The following is a 20,199-nucleotide window of genomic DNA, read 5'->3' as shown; positions in this document are numbered from 1 at the left end:
AGGGGTCATTAAGGGGCCACAAGGACAGGAACAGACCGACACGCACTACACAGGACTGACACGGATCAGCACGTCTGACCTGCAAGAACGGCGTGAGTCGGCAATGATCGGCAAGGGCCGCCAAGATCCTCAAAGGACTCATAATCCGTCGGCCGTGGGTTCGAGTCCCACCCGCCCCACCTGTGCAGGCTTCTGACCTGCTGAAACGTTCTTTTTTGGGTGTCGGAGCGTCAACTTTGCCTGAACGGACTGAATCCGCTGCTCGTGGGTTTGGAGTCCGGTGGTGGTCGAGGGTGCTCCAACCCGTCTGAGCTGCGGCGGAGTAGGTGATCGAGGCTGCCGCTCGGGGGCCGGGCGGCTGCCTTGAGGCCGATGATAAAACCCAGGGGCCGTACAGGGGCCGGGGCGGCGCGGTCGTGTCCAGGCGACGGTGTCTCCGGGCCGATGGCGCACCTCTGGGATCAGCCATGGGCCACCCGGCTCGATCAGGGAAGTCGCCTGTCGGCCGGACTGAGGTTCCCGACTTGTATTGGCCGTAGCGGAGCGCGGTCGAGTTGGCCGTTCGTCGCGTTCCGTAAAACACCGGTTGGATGGCTCGTGAGGGTCCTGCCGCCAGGCGAGCCTGGCGGAGCACCGGCGGCTTGTGACCTGCGGCCGCCATCGGCCGCAGCGTGGTTGGGTGGTGGAGAACGAGAAAGGTGTGTTGATTCGGCGCCGACTCCGGACGAAGTCACAGATGCCGGTGTGGTGCGAGGTGTCGGCCTGGTCGGTGCTGTCGGTGGACCACGAGCGCATCCGTAGGGCATGGGCGGACCGTCTCCGGTTCGTTCGGACAGGGGACGTCGGGGCTGACCGGCGAAGCCGTCGGTCAGTGGACAGAGTCGTTCAGGGCCGGGCCTGCCGTGGCGTCGGCCCGGGGCACGACGTCCTGCAGGGCGACGCGGGCATTCGCGCTGCGGACCTGGTGGGGCAGGGTGAGCGCGTCGGCCAGCCAGCCCAGCCCGCAGATACCGAGAGTGCACAGGTGCAGCAGCCCACGGCCGGTCCTGCCGAGATAGAAGTGGTGAGTGCCGAACAGGCCGAGGAAGAACCACCAGAGGTACGCCACGGCGACCGACTTCGGAGCACGCGGTGTGCTGTCCTGTCGTAGCGGCGGCGCGGGCCTGGATGGCGGTGACACCACCGCCGGTCGGCCGGTGGTCGTCGCCACGCCCGTGTGGTGAGGGTCCGCCGTCCGCTCTGCCCGAGCGGCCCCCGCGGGCACGGGGACGACGGGGACGGGTTCGCGGGAGGGGGTGCCCTCGATGGACACGCGCGGCAGGATCCGCTCCAGCCAGGCAGGCAGCCACCAGTTCGCCCGTCCCAGCAGGTGCATCAGTGATGGGACCAGCACGGTGCGCAGGACGAAGGCGTCGATCGCGACGGCCGCGGCCAGTCCTACTCCGTACTCGGCGATGACCCGCCGACCGCCGAAGACGAAGGCTGTGAACACGCACATCATGATCAGGGCGGCGGCGTTGATCAGCCGGCCGGTTTCGGCCTGACCGATCCGGATGGCGTGGTGGTTGTCGCGGGTGTGCTCCCACTCCTCGTGCATCCGGCTGACCAGGAAGACCTGGTAGTCCATGGACAGGCCGAAGAGGATCGCCAGCATGATCACCGGAAGCTCGGCCTCCACCGGCCCGGCCTTTCCCAGGCCCAAAAGTTCGGAGCCCCATCCCCACTGGAACACGGCGACGACGACTCCGAAGGAGGCGGCCGAGGCGAGCAGGTTCATCGCGGCGGCGGTCAGTGGCACCAGGATGCTGCGGAAGGCGACCATCAGCAGCAGGCAGCCGAGTCCGACGATCACCCCGAGGAACAGCGGCAGCTTGTCCGCCAGCAGATCTGCCAGGTCACCGGAGGCGGCTGTGGTGCCACCGACGTAGACCGTCAGACCGCTTCCACGCTCCGCGGCGGGGACGACGTCCTTGCGCAGGTGGGTGATCAGGGTGCTCGTGGCCTCGTCCTGCGGCGCGCTGGTCGGCACCACGTCGATGACGGACAGTCCTGTCTTCGCGGTGACCGGCTCGGCCGTTGCCGATGCCACCCCGGGGGTGCTGCGCACGGCCGAGATCAGCCTGTTCAGGGCTGGCGCGTCGCTGGGCGCGCTCAGCTGCGCGACCAGCACCAGCGGGCCGTTGGAGCCGGGGCCGAAGCCTTGGGCGAGCAGGTCGTACGCGGCTCTGGTGGTGGTGCCCTTCGGGTCGTTCCCGGCGTCCGAGGTCCCCAGGCGCAGCGACAGCGCGGGCAGCGAGAGGACGGTGACGACAAGGAGCGCGGCCAGGGTGAACAGGGTCCTGTGGCGCTCGACCCGCTCGGCCCAGCGGCCCCGGGGCCTTGCCGTTGCGTGCCGCTGTGTGTTCAGGGGAGGGTGAACGGTCCCTGGGTGAACGGTCCCCGCGTTCCGGGTGGCCACGGCTCGCCGCTGACGCCTGTTCAGCAGTCGGCCCCCGAAGAGGCCGAGCAGGGCCGGCAGCAGGGTCACCGCCGCGATCACCGTGGCCAGGACGGCCGTCGCCGCACTGATCCCCATCCCGGTGAGGGGGCCGATCCGCAGGACGAGCAGGCCGAGGAGGGCGGTGACGACGGTGAGTCCGGCGAAGACCACCGCCCGCCCGGAGGTGTTCAGCGCACGTACGGCTGCCTCCTCGGGTGTCAGGCCGTTCCGCAGGCCGGTCCGGTAGCGGGTGACGATGAACAGGGCGTAGTCGATGCCGACTCCGAGCCCGATGAGGGCCGCGACCGTCGGGGCGTCGGTGCCCAGGGTCATCACGTGCGAGGTCAGCCCGACGGCGAGCAGTCCGGCGCCGAGCGCGGCGATCGCGACCAGCAGGGGCAGGAGCATGCCCAGGAGTGAGCCGAAGGCGACGAAGAGGATGATGCCGGCGGCGACCAGCCCGATCGCCTCGGTGCCCTGCGCTTTGTCCTCGGCTGCGAGGCTGATGGCCTGGCCGCCTAGTTCCACCTGCAGATCCGCGTCACGCGCGGCCCGGGCGGTGTCGATGACCCGGGTGACATCGGCGGCCGGTATCCGCTCGGCCTGCGCGTCGAACGTCACCGTCGCGTAGGCGGTCCTGCCGTCTTTGCTGATCCGGGGCGCTCCCGTGGGGCCGTACATGCTGGTCACGGAGGTGACCGAGGGCAGTGCCGCGACCCGGTCCAGCATCGAGGTCACCTTCTGCCGGACGGCGGCGTCCCGGATCGACCCGTCGCGGCGTACGTGCACCACGATCTGGTCGCTGTCCCCGGACTGTTGGGGCTCGGACGCCTGGAGCCGCGCCTGCGCCTTCGACGACTCCAGCCCGGGCAGGCTGAACGCGTCGGAGTAGCTGGTGCCGAGCGTCGCGTACGGCAGGGCGAGCGCGACCAGTAACGCGGCCCAGATCCCGATGACGAGGAGGCGGTGCCGGAAGCACCATCTGGCTAGTGCGGACATGGGTGTACAACTTTCTTTGCGGTTCGGGGAGTTGTAGGAGAGCGGGAGGTGTGTGGAAGGCGCGTGTAATGGGACGGTCGGCACGCACCGGACGGGGCGGCTGTGGCTGTCCGACAGGGCACGCGGGTGCGGCGAGGTTCAGGAGCCGGTCGGCGCGGACGCGGGCGCGGCGGGGATCGGCTTGTCGAGCATGGTGCAGACCGCGGCGTTCAGCAGGGCCTTGCCGGCGGAGCCGGTCTTCGGCACGGCCAGGCCGAAGATGGTGGTGGCGAGGACCGAGACGGTGCGTTGTCCGGTGGCGTCCGTGTAGTTCCAGCTGGAGAAGCCGGGGGCCTGGCCGTCATGGCCCCAGACAGTGCCGCAGGGGGTGACCACCCGCTCCAGACCGAGCCCGTACCGGTTCGGATTCCCGGACTCCTCGGCGACGGTGGTGCGCATCTCCTTCAGCTGGGCGGGCGGCAGGAGCTTGCCGGACATCAGCGCGATGTCGAAGCGGGCCCAGTCCCGCGCGCTGGAGACCATGGCGCCGGCGGCCCACTCGGTGCTGTTGTTGATCCACGTCGTGTCGACGTATCCCGCGGACCGGGCCGGGCCGGCGAAAGCGGTCCCGGCGGGCGCGTAAGAAGGGAGCAACGGGGCGAGGCGGGCGGCGTCCGGTTCGTAGCCGTGGGCGAACGCGGGACTCTTCGCGGTGTCGGCGCCGGTGACCAGATAGGTGTTCTTCAGGTGGAGCGGACCGGCGATCCGCTGCTGGACCAGGTCGCCCAGCGTGTGTCCGGTCACCTTCTCGGCGATCAGGCCGAGCGCGAGGTAGCCGGTGTTGCTGTAGGAGTATTTCGTGCCGGGGGCGAACAGCGGGTCGTGTCGGACGGCGGCGGCGAGCACCTCCTGGGGCGTCCAGATCCTGGTGTCCTGGCCGGTGAACGCCTTGAGCACGTCGGGGTCCTCCGTGTAGTTGAACAGGCCGCTGGTGTGGTTCAGCAGCATCCGCACGGTGATCGCGGCTCCGTTCGGGATGAGGCCGGGCAGCCACTCGCCGACCGGGTCGCTCAGTTCGATCCGGTGTTCGGCGACCAGTTGCAGGACCACGGTGGCCACCATCGTCTTGGTGTTCGAGCCCATCCGGAACTCGTCGTTCGCGGCCAGAACGTGGTCGGCCCTGCTCCAGGAGGCCTGCCGGACGATCTCGGTCGGCCGCCCGTCGCCCTTGTCGACCCGGACGATGACCCCGGGCGCTCCGGCGTCCACGGTCTGCTGGGCGAGCGTGGTCAGCCGGGCCTCCTGGGCTGCCACCACGCCCGGCCGTCCGGTCGGGGTGTGGGAGGTGCCCTGTGCCGCGGCGGACGTCTCGCAGGCCGTGAGCGAACCCGTCAGTGCCGTGGCCAGGGCCAGCGTCAGGTATGCCTGCCGAGCGCGGCGCGGGTAGGGCGTGTTCCGGGGCATGAGGTGTCCTCCTGGACGTCGGGAATGGGGAATGGGGAAGGGGGGGCGATCGAACGTGGCGCATGGGTCGGATCGGGTCAGGCGAAGACCGCGTTCGTGGGGCCTGCCGCACCACGCCTTCCGACCACTCCAGCCTCCCGGCCACGGCGGCGAGGGACACGGGTGCTGGGCCCCCGCGATGGTGGACATAACCCCAGTGCGGTGAGTCAGGCCGGCCGGTCATCATCAACTTCCGGCCCGTGATGGTGGCCTGGCGTCGGCCGGTCGGTCGACGCGGCATCGATGCACGATGATGGAGCGCGATGACCTACTCCGGCGAGCGCCGATCCCCCCGTGGCACAGGGCAGTCGGAGGAACGTCCCGCGTCCGGCGTCGCCCCGCGTGCCGGTCTCGCCCTGCGGGTGGGCCTGCTGGGCTGGTCGCTGGTGCTGCTGCTCGGCGCGGTCCTGGGTTTCGGCCTGCTCACGCTCTGGAGCACCTCGATGGCAGTCGTCGCGCTCGGGGCCGGTATCCCGCTGATCCTGCTGTCGACCGTCCTGGTGCGCTGGTTCGCCGACCTGCACCGCCAATGGGCCGCCGACCGACTCGGTGTACCGGTGGCCCGGCCCTACTTGCCGACACCCGACGGCGGTTGGCCGGTACGGCTGTGGGCGATCGTGCGTGACCCGGCGACCTGGCGGGACTGCGCCTGGTTGGTGGCCAACTCGATCACCGGGTGGTTCACCTACGGGCTGTCGTTCCTGCTCTTCCTCTGCGGCGTCTTCTACCTGAACTATCCGCTGCTGTACGCGCTGACCCCTCCTCAGGTGTTCCGCACGCCGCTGGGCAACGGCTTCCCTCTGCACAGCGTCCAGGAGTCGTTCGCGCTGGTCCCGCTCGGCCCGGTGTTCCTCCTGCTCTGGTACACCACCGCCGTACGGCTGGCGAACCTCAACGCCCTGGTGATCCGCTCCCTGCTGGCGCCCACTGCGCAGGCACGACTACGGGCCCGCATCGCACAGTTGGCCGCCTCACGGGCCGAGACCGTCGACACCCAGGCGGGCGAACTACGCCGGATCGAACGGGACCTGCACGACGGCGCACAGGCCCGGCTGGTGTCGCTGGGCATGAGCCTGGGCCTGGCCGAACAACTCCTGCCCGACGATCCGCAGTCCGTCCAGCACCTGCTGGCCGAGGCCCGCGCATCGACCTCCGACGCCCTGGCCGAACTGCGGGACCTGGTACGTGGCATCCATCCGCCGGTGCTCGCGGACCGCGGCCTGGACGGCGCCCTGAAGGCCCTGGCGCTGGCCAACCCGATACCGACGACAGTGGTCACCCGCCTGCCCGGACGGTTGCCCGCGCCGGTCGAGTCCGCTGCCTACTTCGCCGTCGCCGAGGCCCTGACGAACGCCATCAAGCACGCCCGGGCCCGGCGCGTCCGGATCACTGTGGAGTTCACGCCCCACCCGGGCACGGCGGCGGGGCTGCTGACGATGCGGGTGTCCGACGACGGCCGCGGCGGCGCCAGCCTTGACGGCGGCACCGGCCTGAGGGGCATCGCGCGCCGCCTGGCGGCCTTCGACGGCACCCTGACCGCCGACAGTCCGCCCGGCGGACCCACCGAGATAAGGATGTCGCTGCCGTGCGCATCGTCATAGCCGAAGACCTCGCCCTGCTCCGCGAGGGCCTGATCAGGATCTTCCAGGCCAACGGCTTCGAGGTCGTCGACGCCGTCGACAACGGCCCTTCTCTGATCAGGGCGCTGACGACCCACCGGCCCGACGTCGCCCTCGTCGACGTGCGGCTGCCCCCGACCTTCACCGACGAGGGCCTGCGCGCCGTGGCCGACGTAAGGAGGCAGATCCCCGGCCTGCCCGTCGTGGTGCTCTCGCAGTACGTCGAGCAGTTGTACGCCAGGGAGTTGATGTCGGACCGGGCCGGGGCCGTGGGCTATCTGCTGAAGGACAGGGTCATGGCCGTCGACCAGTTCGTCGCCAACGTCCGGCAGGTCGCCGCCGGCAGTACGGTCATGGATCCCGACGTGGTCGGCGCCCTCCTCACCCACCGCTCGGCCGACCCCCTCCTGCTGGAGCTGACCCCGCGTGAGCACGAGGTGCTCTCGCTGATGGCCCAGGGCCGCTCCAACGCCGCCATCGCCGGCCGGATGTTCGTCAGCGAGAAGACCGTCAGCAAGCACAGCTACAACATCTTCACCAAACTCGGACTCGAACCGTCCGAGGACGACAACCGCCGGATCCTTGCAGTACTCGCCTACCTGGAAGGCTGAACCGCACCGCCGTCCGTCGCCGGAGTGCGGGAAAGCCTCGGCCGGTCGTCGCAGCCTGGCGACCCGACCGGTAACCGTGTACCAGTCCATCGAGTGGTTCGACTGCATCTATCCTGAGGAGGAGCGGGTCATGATGTCCCGCGTCGTCTCCATCGCTCCTCACGTGAACGGCAAGAAGATGTGCAGTGCCCACGGTGTCGGGGCGAGTCGCACGCGGCTGATCGCAGACGTCGTCTTGAGCGACGTGGGCAGCGAGCACGTCGAGTGGGCCGTCTGTGCCCGCTGGCTCAAGGAGAACTCCGACGCACACGCCTGGCTGCAGCGGCACCCCGTCGAAGCGGCCAAGCTGAACGCGGTCTGATTCCGGTCCTGTGGCTCGCACTCTGTTGCGTGCTGGAAGAGGAATCCGCTGCGGGCGCGTTCGTACGCGCGGTGGAACTGGGTGGACGCGACTGCTGTGGTTGTAGGCGTCTCTCTCAAAGGCCGTCAGGGGCCATTGAGGGGCCACAAGGACAGGAACAGACCAACAAGCACTGCACAGGGATGACACTGATCGGCACGTCTGACCTGCAAGAACGGCGTGAATCGGCACTGATCGGCAAGGACCGCCAAGATCCCCAATGGACTCATAATCCGCCGGCCGTGGGTTCGAGTCCCACCCGCCCCACCTGTGCAGGTTTTTGACCCGCGGAAACGTTACTGGGGCAGGACGGCCCGCCGGAACCTGGGTTCGGGCGGGCCGTTGGGTAGATCAGGGGTCAGGGGTCAGCACAGACAAGGATCCGTGCCGTGCCCCAAGCCCTGGACGTCGCGGTCCCTCAGCGCGCCGGAGTAGGCCTGTACCTCGTCCACGGCGCCATGCAGGTACTCGCCCCAGCCGTCACCGGCCTTGGCCCGGCCGATCTGGAGGGCACCGGTGCTGTGCCAGCCGTCGGGGAGGCTCGCGGTCGCCTGGGCGTTGGTGTAGCCGTCGAGGTAGAGCTTGATCGTGTCGGTGGCGTCGTCGTAGACCACGGCGAGGCGATGGCCCTGGCCCTCGCCTCCGTCCGCGCCCACGATCTGGGACACCACCTTCTCGGGGGCTCCGGCCTCGTCCTTCTCCGGCACCACCAGCTGCCAGGTGTACGTGGACGGCTCGTAGCGCACCTTGAAGGCGTCGGTGTGCTCGCCCGCCTGCGAGAGCACGGTCATCGGGTGGGCGGGCTCGGAGTCCGCGAGGCGTACGACGACACCGAGAGTGAAACTGTCCCCGGTGTCCACGACGGGCCCGTCGGCAGCGGCGTACCCGCTCTCGCCGTCCAGCAGCAGATGCCCGTCACCGACGAGCGGCGGCGGCACGTAGGTGCAGTCCGGGTCGATGTCCGGGATACAGGAACTGTCGGAGCCCCGGTAGATCGAAGCCCCCGCGCCGAGCCGCAGCGGCGCGCCGTCCGACTGCTCGGGGCTCACCCCGTCCGTCGCGTTCTCCAGCGACCAGTGGCCGAGCAACTTCGGCTTGCGGTACGCCAGTTCGGCTGCCTCGTCCGGCACCACGACCCGGTCGTGAACCTGTACGTCACCGATGTCTCCGTGCCACTGGTCCTCGTAGCCCGCAGCACCGAGGGCGCGCCCGATCTGGAAGGCGCCGGCCGCCTCGGCGGGAGTCGCGTCGGCCGCGGTCCCGGCCTCGTGGCCGTTGACGTACAGCCGCGCCTTTCCGGTCTCTGCGTCGTACAGCCCCAGCAGATGGGCCCACTCGCCGGTCTCGGGGGCGCCGCCGGACACCCGCGCGCCGCCGACCGTGAACGACCAGGCGGGCCCGGAGTCCTGGCTGCGCAGCCCGAGGTCGAAGCCGGGTGCCTCGTCGGCATCCTGGCTGACGACGGTCATGTCCCGGTCGGTCGCGGCGGGCCGTACCCACGCGCTCACCGCGAAGGTCTTACGGAGGTCGGTCGCCGGGGCGTCCGGGGTGAGGAAGCCGTTGCCGCTGCCGTCGAGGGCGACCGTGGCGGTGGCCGTGGTGCCTGTGGGCACCGGGCCGCCGAAGGTCACGCCAGTCCCGGCACGGGCGGGGGTGCCGGTCTCGGCTGCGGCCGAGCCGGAGTCCGCAGGGTCGTCCAGCTTCCAGCGGGCGACGGGAGCGCGGCCGGCCTGCACGTTGAAGTCGTAGTGCGACTCCCCGCTGCTTCGGCCCGACCGGTCGATCGCGCGCACCGTCAGCGACTTGGGTCCCGCGGAGAGCGGCAGGTACGGAATGGTCACGGGCGCGCCCGGCCGCGCCGCGGAGACGGTGCCGTAAGGGCCGCCCAAGAAGCCGTACGTGTACGACACCACGTCGTCGGACGGCGAGTCCATGGTGAAGTGGCCGTAGACGCCCACTCCGTCCACCCAGAACACGTCCTCCGGGTTGGGGTATTCGGGAGAGGTGATCGTCGCCTTCTCCGGGCTCACGTCGTCGTACACGAACGAGCAGACCGAGCCGTCGCCCTCGTCGCTCCACGGGGAGGTCGCCTTGCCGTCGTTGGCGCGGACGTGCCAGGAGACGACGGTGTTCGCCGGGATGTCGTTCGGCATCGTCCAGTACAGGCGCGCCCCCGAGGAAAGAGTGATGGTGGTGTAGGTGCGCCGCTGTTCCACACCGGTCGAGTCCGTCCACCAGGCCTCGAACTCGCCGCTGATCGGGCTGGATTCGGAGGGCTGGTTGTCCTCCTCCGGGTCGTACAGCACCGCGCTGAGCCGGGGCGGCGCCGAAACGTACGGCGTGTCGTCTCCCGTCGCGCATGCCTTGCCTCCCGACTGGAGGTCCTGGACGAGCGGCTGATTCGGCGGCAGGTTGACCGCCGCGTACGCCGTCCCGGCAGCCGTGGCCAACAGCGCCGCCGCACAGCTCCCCACCACCGTGCGTCTGCGTCTGCCTGTTTTTGTGAACCTGGTCAAGTGGCCCTCCCCTGTGAGTACTTGATGCTCGTGGATCACACGAGCGCCTGAAGCTAACAGAGGGCACTGACAGCACGGAAAGGGTTTCCTGGCAGGGGCGCCGGCCGTGCGAGAGGGTCACTTCTCTTCGCGTGCCCCGAGGACCCGCAGTGCGTGTCGTGCGTTCGTGTCTCCCAGGTCGGCGGCCTTGCGGAACCAGTCGAGGGCCTCGGGCGACCGGTCCAGGCCGACGAGCAGGCGGCCCAAGGCGTACATGCCGCCGACGTTCCCGGCGTCGGCCGCTTCGCGGAGCCAGTCCTCCGCCTCCGCCATGTGCTGTTGGCCCTCGTACATCAGCCCCAGGTTCACCGCAGCGCCGCTGAAGCCCGCCGTGTGGGAGCGCACGTAGAGTGCGGCGGCCCGGTCGGTGTCGCCCGCGTCCCGGGCCAGGTCGGCCATGAAGCCGAGGGCCCCGGGGTGGTCCTTGTCCGCTGCCCGGCGCAGGATCTCCTCGGCCTCCCGCCGGCGGCCCCGGCCGAGCCACAAGCCGGCCAGGGACACCTCCGCGTCCAAGTGCCCCTTCTTCGCCGCCTGTTCGAAGTGGCGCTCGGCGAGGGGGAGTTCACCCGTCGCCTGGTAGTGGAGACCCAGGTTGTACTGCGACGGCGCGTGACCGCGCGCGGACGCCTCGGAGTACCAGTGCAGGGTCTCGCCGGTCACCTTCCGGTCCCCGTCGGCGAGTTGCAGCGCGAGGCTGTGCATGGCGCCGGTGTCTCCCGCGGCGGCGGCCCGGCGGAACCACAGGATCGCGTTGTCGCGGTCGCCGAGGTCGATGTAGAGGAGACCGAGGTTGTACTGGGCGTTGACGGAGTTCGCCTCCGCCCCACGGAGGTACGCGTCGCGCGCTTCCTCCAGGTTTCCCTGCGCCGCGAGGGCGACCCCCTGCTGGAACCACTTCCGACCGCTGAACCAACCGCGTCTGCTCAAGACATCCCCGCCCTCGCCCCACGGATCAAGGACACAGAGTGGCACAAACGTGCGAAACCGCGAAAGAGCGCCGTCACTCGGCGGTCGTCGTGAGCGCCAACTTGCCCGTCACGCGGCCTTCGAGGAGGTGGCGGACGGCCGTGGCGGTCTCGGCGAGGGGGCGGACGTGGTCCACGACGGGGTGGAGTCCGCCCGTGTTGATGAGGGTGGTCACGTCGCGCAGGCCGTCGGCGTGTTCGGATGCGATGAAGGTGCCCAGGTGGTGGGCGGTGAACGGGGACAGCAGCTGGGCGCGGAGCTGGCGGTCGGTGCCGCCGAGCCATCTGCCGTCCGTCTCGCCGCCGGTGATGATCAGTCTGCCGCGCGGTGTGAGGGCGCGGCGGAGGTCCCGCAGGGTGCGGTTGCCCGCGATGTCGACGATCGCGTCGTAGCGACGCGGGCCGGCCAGGAAGTCCTCGCGGGTGTAGTCGATCACGTGGCCGGCGCCCAACGCCCGTACGGTGGCGAGCTTTGGCGTGCTCGCCACCGCCGTGACCTCGGCGCCGAAGGTGTGGGCGAGCTGGACCGCGAAGGTGCCCACGCCGCCGGCCGCTCCCGTGATCAGGACCCGCTGGCACTCCTGGACCTTCGCCTGGTCGCGGACCGCCTGGAGTGCGGTGAGCGCGCTGACGGGGACCGTCGCCGCCTCCTCGAAGGTGAGCCCGGCCGGCATGGGCGCGATCCGGTCGGGACGGGCGGCGGCGTAGTCGGCGAACGCGGCGGCCGCCGTGCCGTACACCTCGTCGCCGGGCGCGAAGCCGGTCACGGCGGAGCCGACCCTCTCGACGACACCGGCGACGCAGCGGCCGGGGTTGGGGAGCTTCGGCCTGCGCGGGCCGCTCACCGCCCGGACCGGGTACGGCAGGCCCGCCATCAGGTGCCAGGTTCCCCGGTCCACGCTGGAGGCGCGCACCCGGACCAGCACCTCGTCCGGTCCGATCGCGGGGCGGGCGAGTCGCGCGGTGCGCAGCACGGCTTCGGGCTCGGTGCCGTACCGCTCCTGTACGACGGCCGTCATCGTCCCGCCGGTCCCGCCGTTCCCCTCGGTGGTGGTGATCGGCTCGCTCGTGTTCGGCATCGTCGCTGCTCCCGGTTCCGGTTCCGCAGGTGCGGCCACTTACGGTGTAAGCATCTACTTACGCCGTAAGTACAGCACTTACGGCGTAAGGTCGTCAACGCTCGGAGACCGCGAGAGCTCCGGGACCGAGAGGACTCGGAGACCGAGAGGACTCGGAGACCGCGAGAGGGAGAGAACGGCCGCCATGCCCCGACGTACCGCCGCCCCACAGTCGGCCCGTGAACCGCTCTCCCGGCAGCGGGTGCTGCGGGCCGCCGTCGAACTCGCCGACGCCGGCGGCCTGGAGACGCTCAGCATGCGCAAGCTCGGTGAGGCCGTCGGGGTCGAGGCGATGTCCCTCTACAACCACGTGGCCGGCAAGGAGGACCTGCTCGACGGCATGGTCGACCTGGTCTTCGGCGAGGTCGAACTGCCCGCGCCGGGCGAGGACTGGCGGCAGGCGATGCGGCAGCGCGCGGCCTCCATGCGCCGCGTGCTGTCCGGGCACCGCTGGGCGATCGGGCTGATGGAGTCACGGTCTCGGCCCGGACCCGCCACCCTGCGGCACCACGACGCCGTGCTCGGGTGTCTGCGCCAGGGCGGGCTATCCCTCCCCATGACCGCCCACGCCGTGTCGGTCATCGACAGCTACATCTACGGGTTCGCCCTCCAGGAGAAGGCGCTGCCCTTCGAATCCCCGGACGAGACCGCAGAGTTGGCGGAGTCCATCATGGGCGGATTCGGCGAGGGCGAGTACCCGTACCTGACCGAGATCGCGACCGATCACGTCATGCGACCCGGGTACGACTACGGCGACGAGTTCGCGTTCGGGCTCGAGCTGATCCTCAACGGGCTTCAGCGGACGGCGAGTTGACCCACTCCAGGGCGAACCACAGCTCCATCCGTACGCCGGGGTCCTGAAGGTCGACGTCCAGGACCTCGGCGACCCGGGACAGGCGGTGGCGCACGGTGTTGCGGTGGACGTGCAGGGCCGCGGCGGTACGGTCCCAACTGCCGTGCAGGGTCAGCCAGGTGCGCAGGGTGGCCAGGAGGACCGGGGCGCCCGGCGGGCCGGCCTCGTCGAGCGGGGCGAAGCGGGTACGGGCCAAGTCCCGGGCGGCGGCGGGCGGGACGAGCCCGTGCACGGTGAGCGGGTCCTCGACGTGGACGACGGCCGGTACCCGGGCGGCGATCGCGCGCTGGAGGGCACGGGCTGCCTGCCGGTCGGCGTGCGGCAGGTCCGCGGCCGCCGCGGGGGCACCGAAACCGAGCGTCCAGCCCAAGTCGGCGGCCTGCGCGGGGACTTCGGGGCGGGCGTCCGGTGTCCCGGGGATCAGGGCCTTCAGCTCGGAGCCGTCGACGTACAGGTACGGGGTGCCCAAGGCGGTGCCCAGGGTGGCGAGTTGGGCCGGGTCGTCGCCCGGGTGAGGTGCCGGTGCGGAGCGTGCCGGGGTGTGCCGGCCATGGACCACGATCCAGTGCTGTTCGGTTCTCTTCGTGTCGGCGGGGGAGAGGGCGGGGGCCACGTCGGCCGGGGTGGCCCCGAGCATCAGACGTACGAGGGCGCCGGCGCTGTGGGTGTCGGTGCCGAGGGCGTGCCGGGGGCTGGTGAGCAGGGCCAGCAGGACGGTCGCCGTGCTGGTGATCTGGCGGTGGACCAGGGTCGGGGGCGTGGTGGCGGCCTGGCCGAGGGCGAGCGTCGTGGTGGCGCCGTCGGCCGCGGGCAGGGTGTGGACGGTCAGGTGGATGCCGCCCTGGTGGTCGGCCGCCGCGGACGGCGCGGACCGGGCGGCGGGGCCGGATCGGGTGGCGGGGATGGTGCCGGTGCCGGTGCCGGTGCCGGTGCGGGTGCGGGTGCGGGTGCGGGTTCGGGCGATGGCGCCTGCGCGGGTTCGCGCGGTGGTGCGCAGTACGAGGTCGCGTACGCGGTCCGGGGTGGGGGAGTCGGGGCGCGGGCCGGCGTGGAAGAGCTCGTTGCCCTGGGCGTCGTAGAGGACCGCCCAGGCGCCGGTGTACGCGCTGAGCTGGGCCAGTACGGCCTGGAGCGCGTCCGGCCGGGCGGCGGCCGTGGCCAGCGCCGACTGGGCACGGGAGATCTCGCGCAGTTCGCGGTTGCGGACCTCGGCGATCGCCGCGTACGCGGCCTGCCCGACCGCCACGAACGGGGTGGCCGGCGGCAGTCGTAGGAGCGGGAGCCCGTGGCGGTCGCAGGCGGCGACCAGTTCAGGGGGTACCTCTTCGTGCACCGGGGCGACGCCGAAGCCGAGCGCGCTGACCCCGGCGGCGACGACCTGCCGGACGTACGTGTCGACGCCCTCCGCATCGAGCGGCAGCCGTACGCCCGCGGTGAGGAGCAGTTCGCCGCCCACCAGGTACGGGGTCGGGTCCTCGATCTCCGTGGTGCCGACCGTGCTGACCCGGTGGTCGCCGACCGGGCCCGCGACCTGGCGCAGGGCCAGCGCGGGGTCGGCGAGCAGCACGCTCAGGGGTACGGACGGCTGCTCGGACTCGGTCATGAGGGGACATCCTCCCGGTCCGGCGGCCGTACGCAGGGGTGCCGGAATCATCCAATGGGCGACTCCATATTGGACAGAACCGACACTACGACGTCAGCGCGTACGCCGATAGCGTCATGCCACTCGCAGGGCACCGCCCCACCGCCCTTCCGCGGCCCGGCCCCCACCCGGTCGCCGCCCCGCCTTCCCCCTCACTTCTCCTCTCCTCTCCTCGCGTCCCCTTTCCGCTCCCCGGAGGATCAGATGACCGTCGACTACCTCGTCATGGCCGTATACCTGCTGGGCATCATCGGCGTCGGCTGGTGGGGCAAGAAACGTGCCGCGTCCAAGAGCGACTTCCTCGTCGCCGGACGGCGGCTCGGCCCGCTCCTCTACACCGGCACGATGGCCGCCGTCGTCCTCGGCGGCGCCTCCACCATCGGCGGCGTACGCCTCGGCTACACCTACGGCATCTCCGGCGCCGCCATGGTCTTCGCCATCGGCCTCGGACTGCTGGCGCTGAGCATCTTCTTCTCGGCCCGCATCGCCCGCCTGAAGGTCTACACCGTCGCCGAGATGCTCTCCCTGCGCTACGGCGACACCGCCGCCGTGATCTCCGGCGTCGTGATGTGGATCTACACCCTCATGCTGGCCGTGACCTCCACGATCGCCTACGCCAGCGTCTTCGACGTCCTGTTCGACGTGCCGCGTTGGGTCGCCGTGGTGATCGGCGGGACGATCGTCGTCGGCTACTCGGCGCTCGGCGGGATGTGGTCCATCACCCTCACGGACATGGTGCAGTTCGTGGTCAAGAGCATCGGTGTGCTCGTCCTGCTGCTGCCCATCGCCGTGGTGAAGGCCGGCGGCTTCGGTGCCCTGGCCGACAACTTGCCGGACGGCTATCTCTCCCCGACCTCCATCGGCGGCCAGACCATCGTCACCTTCGTGCTGATCTACACCTTCGGCATGCTCATCGGGCAGGACATCTGGCAGCGCGTCTTCACCGCCCGCTCCGACAGGGTCGCCTCCTGGGGCGGTACCGTCGCCGGCGTCTACTGCCTGGTCTACGCCCTCGCGGGCGCCGTCATCGGCATGGCGACCAAGGCCCTCTACCCCCAACTTCCCAGCGCCGACGACGCGTTCGCGACGATCGTCCGGCACGCCCTGCCCACCGGCATCCGGGGTCTGGTGCTCGCCGCGGCCCTCTCCGCGATGATGTCCACCGCGAGCGGCGCCCTGATCGCCTCCGCGACCGTCGCCAACAACGACATCTGGGCCCGGCTGCGCGGCCGTACGGCATCAAGGGTTCACGACGCGGCGGCGACGGAGCATGACGAGATCGCCGCCAACCGGCTCGCCATCGTCGTCCTCGGTGTGACCGCCATGGGCATCGCCTGTGTCCTCGGTGACGTCATCGAAGCCCTCACCGTCGCTTACAACCTGCTGGTCGGCGGCCTGCTCGTGCCCATCCTCGGCGGCCTCGTCTGGAAGCGCGGCAACCTGCCCGGCGCCATGGCCTCCATGATCGCGGGCGGCACCACGGTGATCGTCCTCATGGTGACCGACGGACTCCTCGCCAACGAGCCGATCTACTACGGCCTGTTGGCCGGCCTCGTCGCCTATGTGACCGTCAGCCTCCTCACCAGGCCGACCGAGGTCGCCGTGGTCGAGGCGTGGCGCCGCCGCCTGGCGGGCGAACCGGCCGCCGTCGCACCGGAGTTGAGCACGGTCTGACCTACTGAGGCGGAAGCCCCCCACCCCCCACACTCACCCGCACCCGCACGTGCCGTATCCCATCGGAAGGTCCCCATGCCCGCGATGTCCGCCACCGCCACCTCCTCGGAAGAACTCCGGCTGCGCCGTGAACTCGCCGCCGTCTACCGGCTCGTGGCGCACTTCAGGATGACCGACCTGATCTTCACGCACATCTCCGCCCGCCTCCCCGGCCCGGAGCACCACTTCCTGATCAACCCCTACGGCCTCCTCTTCGAGGAGATCACCGCGTCCGACCTCGTCAAGATCGACCTGTCCGGTCACCCCGTCGAGGACTCCCCCCACCCGGTCAACCCCGCCGGCTTCGTCATCCACAGCGCCGTCCACGCCGCCCGCGCCGACGCGCACTGCGTCCTGCACACCCACACCAGGGCCGGCTGCGCCGTCGCGGCCCAGGAGGAGGGGCTGCTCCCGCTCAACCAGATCTCCATGGAGTTCTACGGCCGGCTCGGCTACCACGCCTACGAGGGCGTCGCCCTCAACCTCGCCGAACAACGGCGCCTGGTCGCCGACCTCGGCCGGCACCCCGCGATGATCCTGCGCAACCACGGCCTGCTCACCGTCGGCGAGACCCCGGCCCAGGCGTTCCTTCGCATGTACTACCTGGACAAGGCCTGCGAGATCCAGACCACGGCCACCGCCGGGGGTGCCAAGCTCGTCGTCCCGGACCCGGACGTCTGCGCACTCACCGCACGCCAACTCGCGGGCGAGGACGACAGTTCGGACCTCCAGGACGACAAGGCGTACGACCTCGCCTGGTCGGCACTGCTCCGCCTCGTCGAGCGCGTCGCCCCCGACTACAAGGACTGACGCCCAACGGCAAGGATCGACCCCCGACTACAGGGACTGGCCCGTCAACGGACCTCGGCCCGCAGCCCGTCCCGCAGTCGCCGCAGATCGTCCGCTCGCCGGCCCAGCCCGTTGAGGCGGAGCCGGGCCGCCTCGGTGCGGGCGTCGCGGTGGACGGTGAAGGCGAGGTCCAGGGATTCGCGCAGCATCCACAGGTCGTAGGAGAGCAGCCGGGCCGCCTGGGCCTGGGCCAGTACCAGGTCCGGGTCGGTGAGCCGGAGGTCCTGCAGCCGGGTGCGCAGGCGGTGCAGGGCGATGCTCTGGAGGCCGCAGTCCCGCGCGGTCTGGCGGGACACGGGCCCGGGCTCGCCGCACGCGGCCACCGCCTCGTCGGCCGGGCGCTGCGCGGCGACCGCGTCGTCCAGGACGGCGACCAGCGCCCGCACCTGCGCGGACCGGGGCGGACCGGCCGGGACGGGCGGGGCGGCTGAGCGAGGGAGGCGTAGGGGAATGCGCATGGCTCCTCCTGGTCGTCCTCCAGTGTGCGCCCGCTGGGGGCGGCGGGCGCCGCTAACCGCGCGTGAAGACGCCGTGGAAGCCGAAAGGGACCGGCTGCGGGACCCGGGCGCGGGCCAGTTCCGTGAAGGTCGTCGCGTCCAGGACCAGGAGATACGAGGACTGCGCGGCGGAATCCAGGACGACGGACAGGATGACGCCGTTGTCTTCGGCGCTGTCCTCGCCGGTGATGGTCTCCTCGGCGTTCCCGTCGGTGTCTTTGTCCGTCACCCTAGGTGCCGCCACGAACACCGGCTCCCCGGGATAGCTGCCCGGCTCGTGCCAGGTGAGCGTCTCGCCGGAGCTCACGTCCAGTTTGACCAGCTGGTCGAAGAAGTCGTCGCCCCCGTGGTCGCGTGCGCCGACTCCGTACGTGTACCGGTACGGGTGGCCGTTGCGGCGGCGGTAGTCGATGCGGGGGAGTTCGAGGGGCTCGTCGGAGAGGCGGGTGACCGTGACCCGGCCGGTCCCGCGGTCCACGCGCAGGCGGGTCGGCAGGGCCTGCGGGACCGGGCCGACCGTGCGGAGCCGGTCCAGGTAGAGGGCCTGGATGATCTCGGGGTCGGGATAGGCGCAGAGGTCGAGGACGACCGTGCCGCCGGTGCCGCCGGCTCCGCTCGTACCGCCGTCCGCGCCCTCCACCTCCGCCGCCTCCTCCTCGTACGCGTTGATGTGGTGGAACGCGAACATCGCCGGTGCCTCGAACTCCCCGGCCACGCTGCCGTCGGTGAGGGAGAAGAGGGTGATCCGGGTGGGGTCGTCGGGCCGCCAGCGGTAGTTCTCGATGAACGGACGGCCGCTCAGCAGCAGCGCCAACGGGTTGACGCGGTAAGGGAATTCGACGAGCACGGCGTACGAGGGCGTGATCGCGAAGCTGTGCATGTACGACGGGTGGGTGACCTGTTTCTCGGCCACGACCTCACGCAGTGCGGCGGACTCGGCGCGCTGACGGTGGATCAGGTAGTGGCTGGTGCGCCCGAAGCGGATCGAGTAGTTGACCAAGTGATCGGCGCCCGGCTCCAGATGAGGGTGGGCCGTGGTGACCGGGGTGCTGCCGAGGTGGTCCTCGTAGCCTCGGACGCCCAGGGTCTCCAGCGTGGCGGGGTCGAACTCGACCGGCAGTGGCGTCTCCGTCAGCGCCAGGGTCCGCTCGCCGAACCGGACTATGTTCACGTTGGTGTTGCCCGAGGCCGGCGGCGGGGAGAAGAGCGTGAACAGCCGCTGGAAGATGGAGCGGCACGGGTCCGTCGCGAACTCCCCGTACGAGATACGGCCGTTGGCGAGTGAGGCCGTACGGGCCGGGGTGGCGAGGTAGCGGTTCGTGTACGACACTCCGGCGGCGGCGATGTGGAAGCGGTGGATCATCGCCTGGCCGTCGAACCAGTGCCGGAAGGAGCGGTCGCCGACCTCGAAGCGGGCGGGCCCGTTGCGCAGCAGCGTCCCCGACAGCCAGGGCGGCAGTGTGCCCTCGACGGGCAGTGCGACGTCGTCGTACTCGCGCGCCGGGGTCCGCAGACCGGCGGCGTAGGGCGCCTGGTTCCCGTCCGTGCCCTGCTCACCGACCATGCCCGCCCTCTGCCCCTGTCGTCCGCGGGACAAACGCTCCGGCGTGAGGAGTAGGGGTGATCTCATTCCCCGGGAGTAGCGGGCGTGGCGCGGGGTAGTGCTGGAGGGGCAGGTCAGGAGCCTCCGAAGGCACGATGTGCCGGTGGGGTACAGGGACCAGGCTGGTGGGTATCAGGCAGGAGCCGGTGAGTCCGAGGAGGGTGTCATGAATCGCCAGATCCGTGTGCGCGTCAGCCGCCGTCCGGGGTCCGCGACGTCCTCCAGGGACTCCAGGGACGCCCGGGACCAGCAGATCGACCGCAGGACTCCGTCGGGGCGGATCCTGCCGTACTGAGTTGGAGTCGAGTCGAGTCCCGCCGTACGGACTTCGCGTCGAGTCCCGCCGTACTTGACGCAGTCCGGACTCAGACCGGGCGGCGGGCAAGTGCCGTGCGCAGGGCGCCGCGTACCTCGGGCGGCAGGGGCGGGCCCCCGGTCCTGGCACCGGCCGTGACCGCCGCCGCGACCGTGCGCAGCTTGGTGTTGGACAGTTGGGAGGCCTCCCGCAGGATCTCCCACGCCTCCTCCGAGGAGCACGCGTGCGTGGCCATCAGGACGCCTCTTGCCTGGTCGATGACCGGGCGGGAGGCGATTGCCCTGCGGAGCTGTTCGACCTCCCGGCGCAGCAGGTGAAGTTGCTCGACGCCGGTGCGGTCCGGTAACTCGGACCGCGTCCTGGCCGGGCTGTTCGGCAGCCCCGCGAGAGATGTGTGTGCCACTGTGGTCATGTCCCCCCTCGCCGCTTTCGACGGTCGGCACGACGTTGAAGTGCTGGAACTGCGCCTGCCCTTCGAACGGCGGGCTACACCAGGTC

At 70.8% G+C, this 20,199-nt stretch carries 15 protein-coding genes and 1 pseudogene; 7 read left to right on the top strand and 9 right to left on the bottom strand.

All coding sequences use genetic code 11. The features are described 5' to 3' along the window. Positions 1-868 precede the first annotated feature (868 nt). Together ACIP6U_RS40975 and ACIP6U_RS40970 are read right to left on the bottom strand one after the other, a co-directional pair. On the bottom strand, positions 869-3,478 hold the full coding sequence (locus ACIP6U_RS40975; RefSeq protein ID WP_401727844.1) for an MMPL family transporter: 2,610 nt from the start codon (positions 3,476-3,478) through the stop codon (positions 869-871). A 138-nt stretch (positions 3,479-3,616) separates the two neighbouring features. Beyond that, positions 3,617-4,921, bottom strand: a complete 1,305-nt coding sequence (locus ACIP6U_RS40970; protein WP_401727843.1) for a serine hydrolase domain-containing protein — start codon at positions 4,919-4,921, stop codon at positions 3,617-3,619. 302 nt (positions 4,922-5,223) lie between these two features. Between ACIP6U_RS40970 and ACIP6U_RS40965 the strand changes: the two genes are divergently transcribed. From ACIP6U_RS40965 to ACIP6U_RS40955, 3 genes are all read left to right on the top strand, one after another. After that, positions 5,224-6,561, top strand: coding sequence for a sensor histidine kinase (locus tag ACIP6U_RS40965; protein ID WP_401727842.1), 1,338 nt, complete (start codon positions 5,224-5,226; stop codon positions 6,559-6,561). Beyond that, a complete protein-coding gene (locus ACIP6U_RS40960) occupies positions 6,546-7,190 on the top strand; it encodes a response regulator (protein WP_401727841.1) in 645 nt (214 codons plus the stop codon). Before ACIP6U_RS40965 ends, ACIP6U_RS40960 begins: the two co-directional genes overlap by 16 nt. 130 nt (positions 7,191-7,320) lie before the next feature. Beyond that, complete coding sequence (locus ACIP6U_RS40955) at positions 7,321-7,551, top strand: hypothetical protein (RefSeq protein ID WP_401727840.1); 231 nt, start codon at positions 7,321-7,323, stop codon at positions 7,549-7,551. Between the two features lie 404 nt (positions 7,552-7,955). Here ACIP6U_RS40955 and ACIP6U_RS40950 read toward each other — a convergent pair whose 3' ends face one another. The 3 genes from ACIP6U_RS40950 to ACIP6U_RS40940 all read right to left on the bottom strand — a co-directional run bounded on the left by ACIP6U_RS40950 (position 7,956) and on the right by ACIP6U_RS40940 (position 12,189). Next, positions 7,956-10,067 (bottom strand): LamG-like jellyroll fold domain-containing protein, encoded by a 2,112-nt coding sequence (locus ACIP6U_RS40950; protein ID WP_401727864.1) that lies wholly within the window; start codon positions 10,065-10,067, stop codon positions 7,956-7,958. A gap of 156 nt (positions 10,068-10,223) precedes the next feature. Beyond that, a complete protein-coding gene (locus ACIP6U_RS40945) occupies positions 10,224-11,072 on the bottom strand; it encodes a tetratricopeptide repeat protein (RefSeq protein ID WP_401727839.1) in 849 nt (282 codons plus the stop codon). A gap of 73 nt (positions 11,073-11,145) precedes the next feature. Next, entirely contained in the window at positions 11,146-12,189 is a 1,044-nt protein-coding gene (locus tag ACIP6U_RS40940) for an NAD(P)-dependent alcohol dehydrogenase (protein WP_401727838.1), read from the bottom strand. A 184-nt stretch (positions 12,190-12,373) separates the two neighbouring features. Between ACIP6U_RS40940 and ACIP6U_RS40935 the strand changes: the two genes are divergently transcribed. Continuing rightward, entirely contained in the window at positions 12,374-13,042 is a 669-nt protein-coding gene (locus ACIP6U_RS40935; RefSeq protein ID WP_401727837.1) for a TetR/AcrR family transcriptional regulator, read from the top strand. On the opposite strand, the gene ACIP6U_RS40930 is transcribed toward ACIP6U_RS40935, so the two are convergent. Next, positions 13,014-14,684, bottom strand: a complete 1,671-nt coding sequence (locus tag ACIP6U_RS40930) for a PucR family transcriptional regulator (protein WP_401727836.1) — start codon at positions 14,682-14,684, stop codon at positions 13,014-13,016. The genes ACIP6U_RS40935 and ACIP6U_RS40930 overlap by 29 nt on opposite strands. Positions 14,685-14,927: 243 nt before the next feature. Here ACIP6U_RS40930 and ACIP6U_RS40925 point away from each other — a divergent pair, with 243 nt between their 5' ends. Both ACIP6U_RS40925 and ACIP6U_RS40920 read left to right on the top strand, forming a co-directional pair. Continuing rightward, positions 14,928-16,397 carry a sodium:solute symporter gene (locus ACIP6U_RS40925; RefSeq protein WP_401727835.1) on the top strand — a complete coding sequence of 490 codons (1,470 nt, stop codon included), beginning with the start codon at positions 14,928-14,930 and terminating at the stop codon, positions 16,395-16,397. 84 nt (positions 16,398-16,481) lie between these two features. Continuing rightward, on the top strand, positions 16,482-17,246 hold the full coding sequence (locus ACIP6U_RS40920) for a class II aldolase/adducin family protein (protein WP_401727863.1): 765 nt from the start codon (positions 16,482-16,484) through the stop codon (positions 17,244-17,246). 44 nt (positions 17,247-17,290) lie between these two features. On the opposite strand, the gene ACIP6U_RS40915 is transcribed toward ACIP6U_RS40920, so the two are convergent. Together ACIP6U_RS40915 and ACIP6U_RS40910 are read right to left on the bottom strand one after the other, a co-directional pair. After that, the gene (locus tag ACIP6U_RS40915; RefSeq protein ID WP_401727834.1) at positions 17,291-17,743 is read right to left on the bottom strand and encodes a hypothetical protein; all 453 of its coding nucleotides are present in this window, start codon (positions 17,741-17,743) and stop codon (positions 17,291-17,293) included. A gap of 52 nt (positions 17,744-17,795) precedes the next feature. Further along, positions 17,796-19,346, bottom strand: a complete 1,551-nt coding sequence (locus ACIP6U_RS40910) for a carotenoid oxygenase family protein (RefSeq protein WP_401727833.1) — start codon at positions 19,344-19,346, stop codon at positions 17,796-17,798. A 205-nt stretch (positions 19,347-19,551) separates the two neighbouring features. On the opposite strand from ACIP6U_RS40910, the gene ACIP6U_RS40905 reads away from it, so the two are divergent. After that, entirely contained in the window at positions 19,552-19,680 is a 129-nt protein-coding gene (locus ACIP6U_RS40905) for a hypothetical protein (protein WP_280876486.1), read from the top strand. Positions 19,681-19,750: 70 nt separating this feature from the next. Here ACIP6U_RS40905 and ACIP6U_RS40900 read toward each other — a convergent pair. Further along, positions 19,751-20,026: pseudogene (locus ACIP6U_RS40900) on the bottom strand (ANTAR domain-containing protein); the annotation flags it as partial. Between the last annotated feature and the right edge of the window lie 173 nt (positions 20,027-20,199).

The organism is Streptomyces sp. NPDC088794 (genome assembly GCF_044750545.1).
Classification (GTDB): domain Bacteria; phylum Actinomycetota; class Actinomycetes; order Streptomycetales; family Streptomycetaceae; genus Streptomyces.
This window is presented reverse-complemented; position numbering and strand designations above follow the sequence as displayed.

Excerpts from the sequence above, each read along its gene's own strand:
- ACIP6U_RS40975 (WP_401727844.1), bottom strand. The coding sequence starts at position 3,478 with ATGTCCGCACTAGCCAGATGGTGCTTCCGGCACCGCCTCCTCGTCATC.
- ACIP6U_RS40970 (WP_401727843.1), bottom strand. The coding sequence starts at position 4,921 with ATGCCCCGGAACACGCCCTACCCGCGCCGCGCTCGGCAGGCATACCTG.
- ACIP6U_RS40965 (WP_401727842.1), top strand. The coding sequence starts at position 5,224 with ATGACCTACTCCGGCGAGCGCCGATCCCCCCGTGGCACAGGGCAGTCG.
- ACIP6U_RS40955 (WP_401727840.1), top strand. The coding sequence starts at position 7,321 with ATGATGTCCCGCGTCGTCTCCATCGCTCCTCACGTGAACGGCAAGAAG.
- ACIP6U_RS40940 (WP_401727838.1), bottom strand. The coding sequence starts at position 12,189 with ATGCCGAACACGAGCGAGCCGATCACCACCACCGAGGGGAACGGCGGG.
- ACIP6U_RS40935 (WP_401727837.1), top strand. The coding sequence starts at position 12,374 with ATGCCCCGACGTACCGCCGCCCCACAGTCGGCCCGTGAACCGCTCTCC.
- ACIP6U_RS40930 (WP_401727836.1), bottom strand. The coding sequence starts at position 14,684 with ATGACCGAGTCCGAGCAGCCGTCCGTACCCCTGAGCGTGCTGCTCGCC.
- ACIP6U_RS40925 (WP_401727835.1), top strand. The coding sequence starts at position 14,928 with ATGACCGTCGACTACCTCGTCATGGCCGTATACCTGCTGGGCATCATC.
- ACIP6U_RS40920 (WP_401727863.1), top strand. The coding sequence starts at position 16,482 with ATGTCCGCCACCGCCACCTCCTCGGAAGAACTCCGGCTGCGCCGTGAA.
- ACIP6U_RS40915 (WP_401727834.1), bottom strand. The coding sequence starts at position 17,743 with ATGCGCATTCCCCTACGCCTCCCTCGCTCAGCCGCCCCGCCCGTCCCG.
- ACIP6U_RS40910 (WP_401727833.1), bottom strand. The coding sequence starts at position 19,346 with ATGGTCGGTGAGCAGGGCACGGACGGGAACCAGGCGCCCTACGCCGCC.
- ACIP6U_RS40905 (WP_280876486.1), top strand. The coding sequence starts at position 19,552 with ATGAATCGCCAGATCCGTGTGCGCGTCAGCCGCCGTCCGGGGTCCGCG.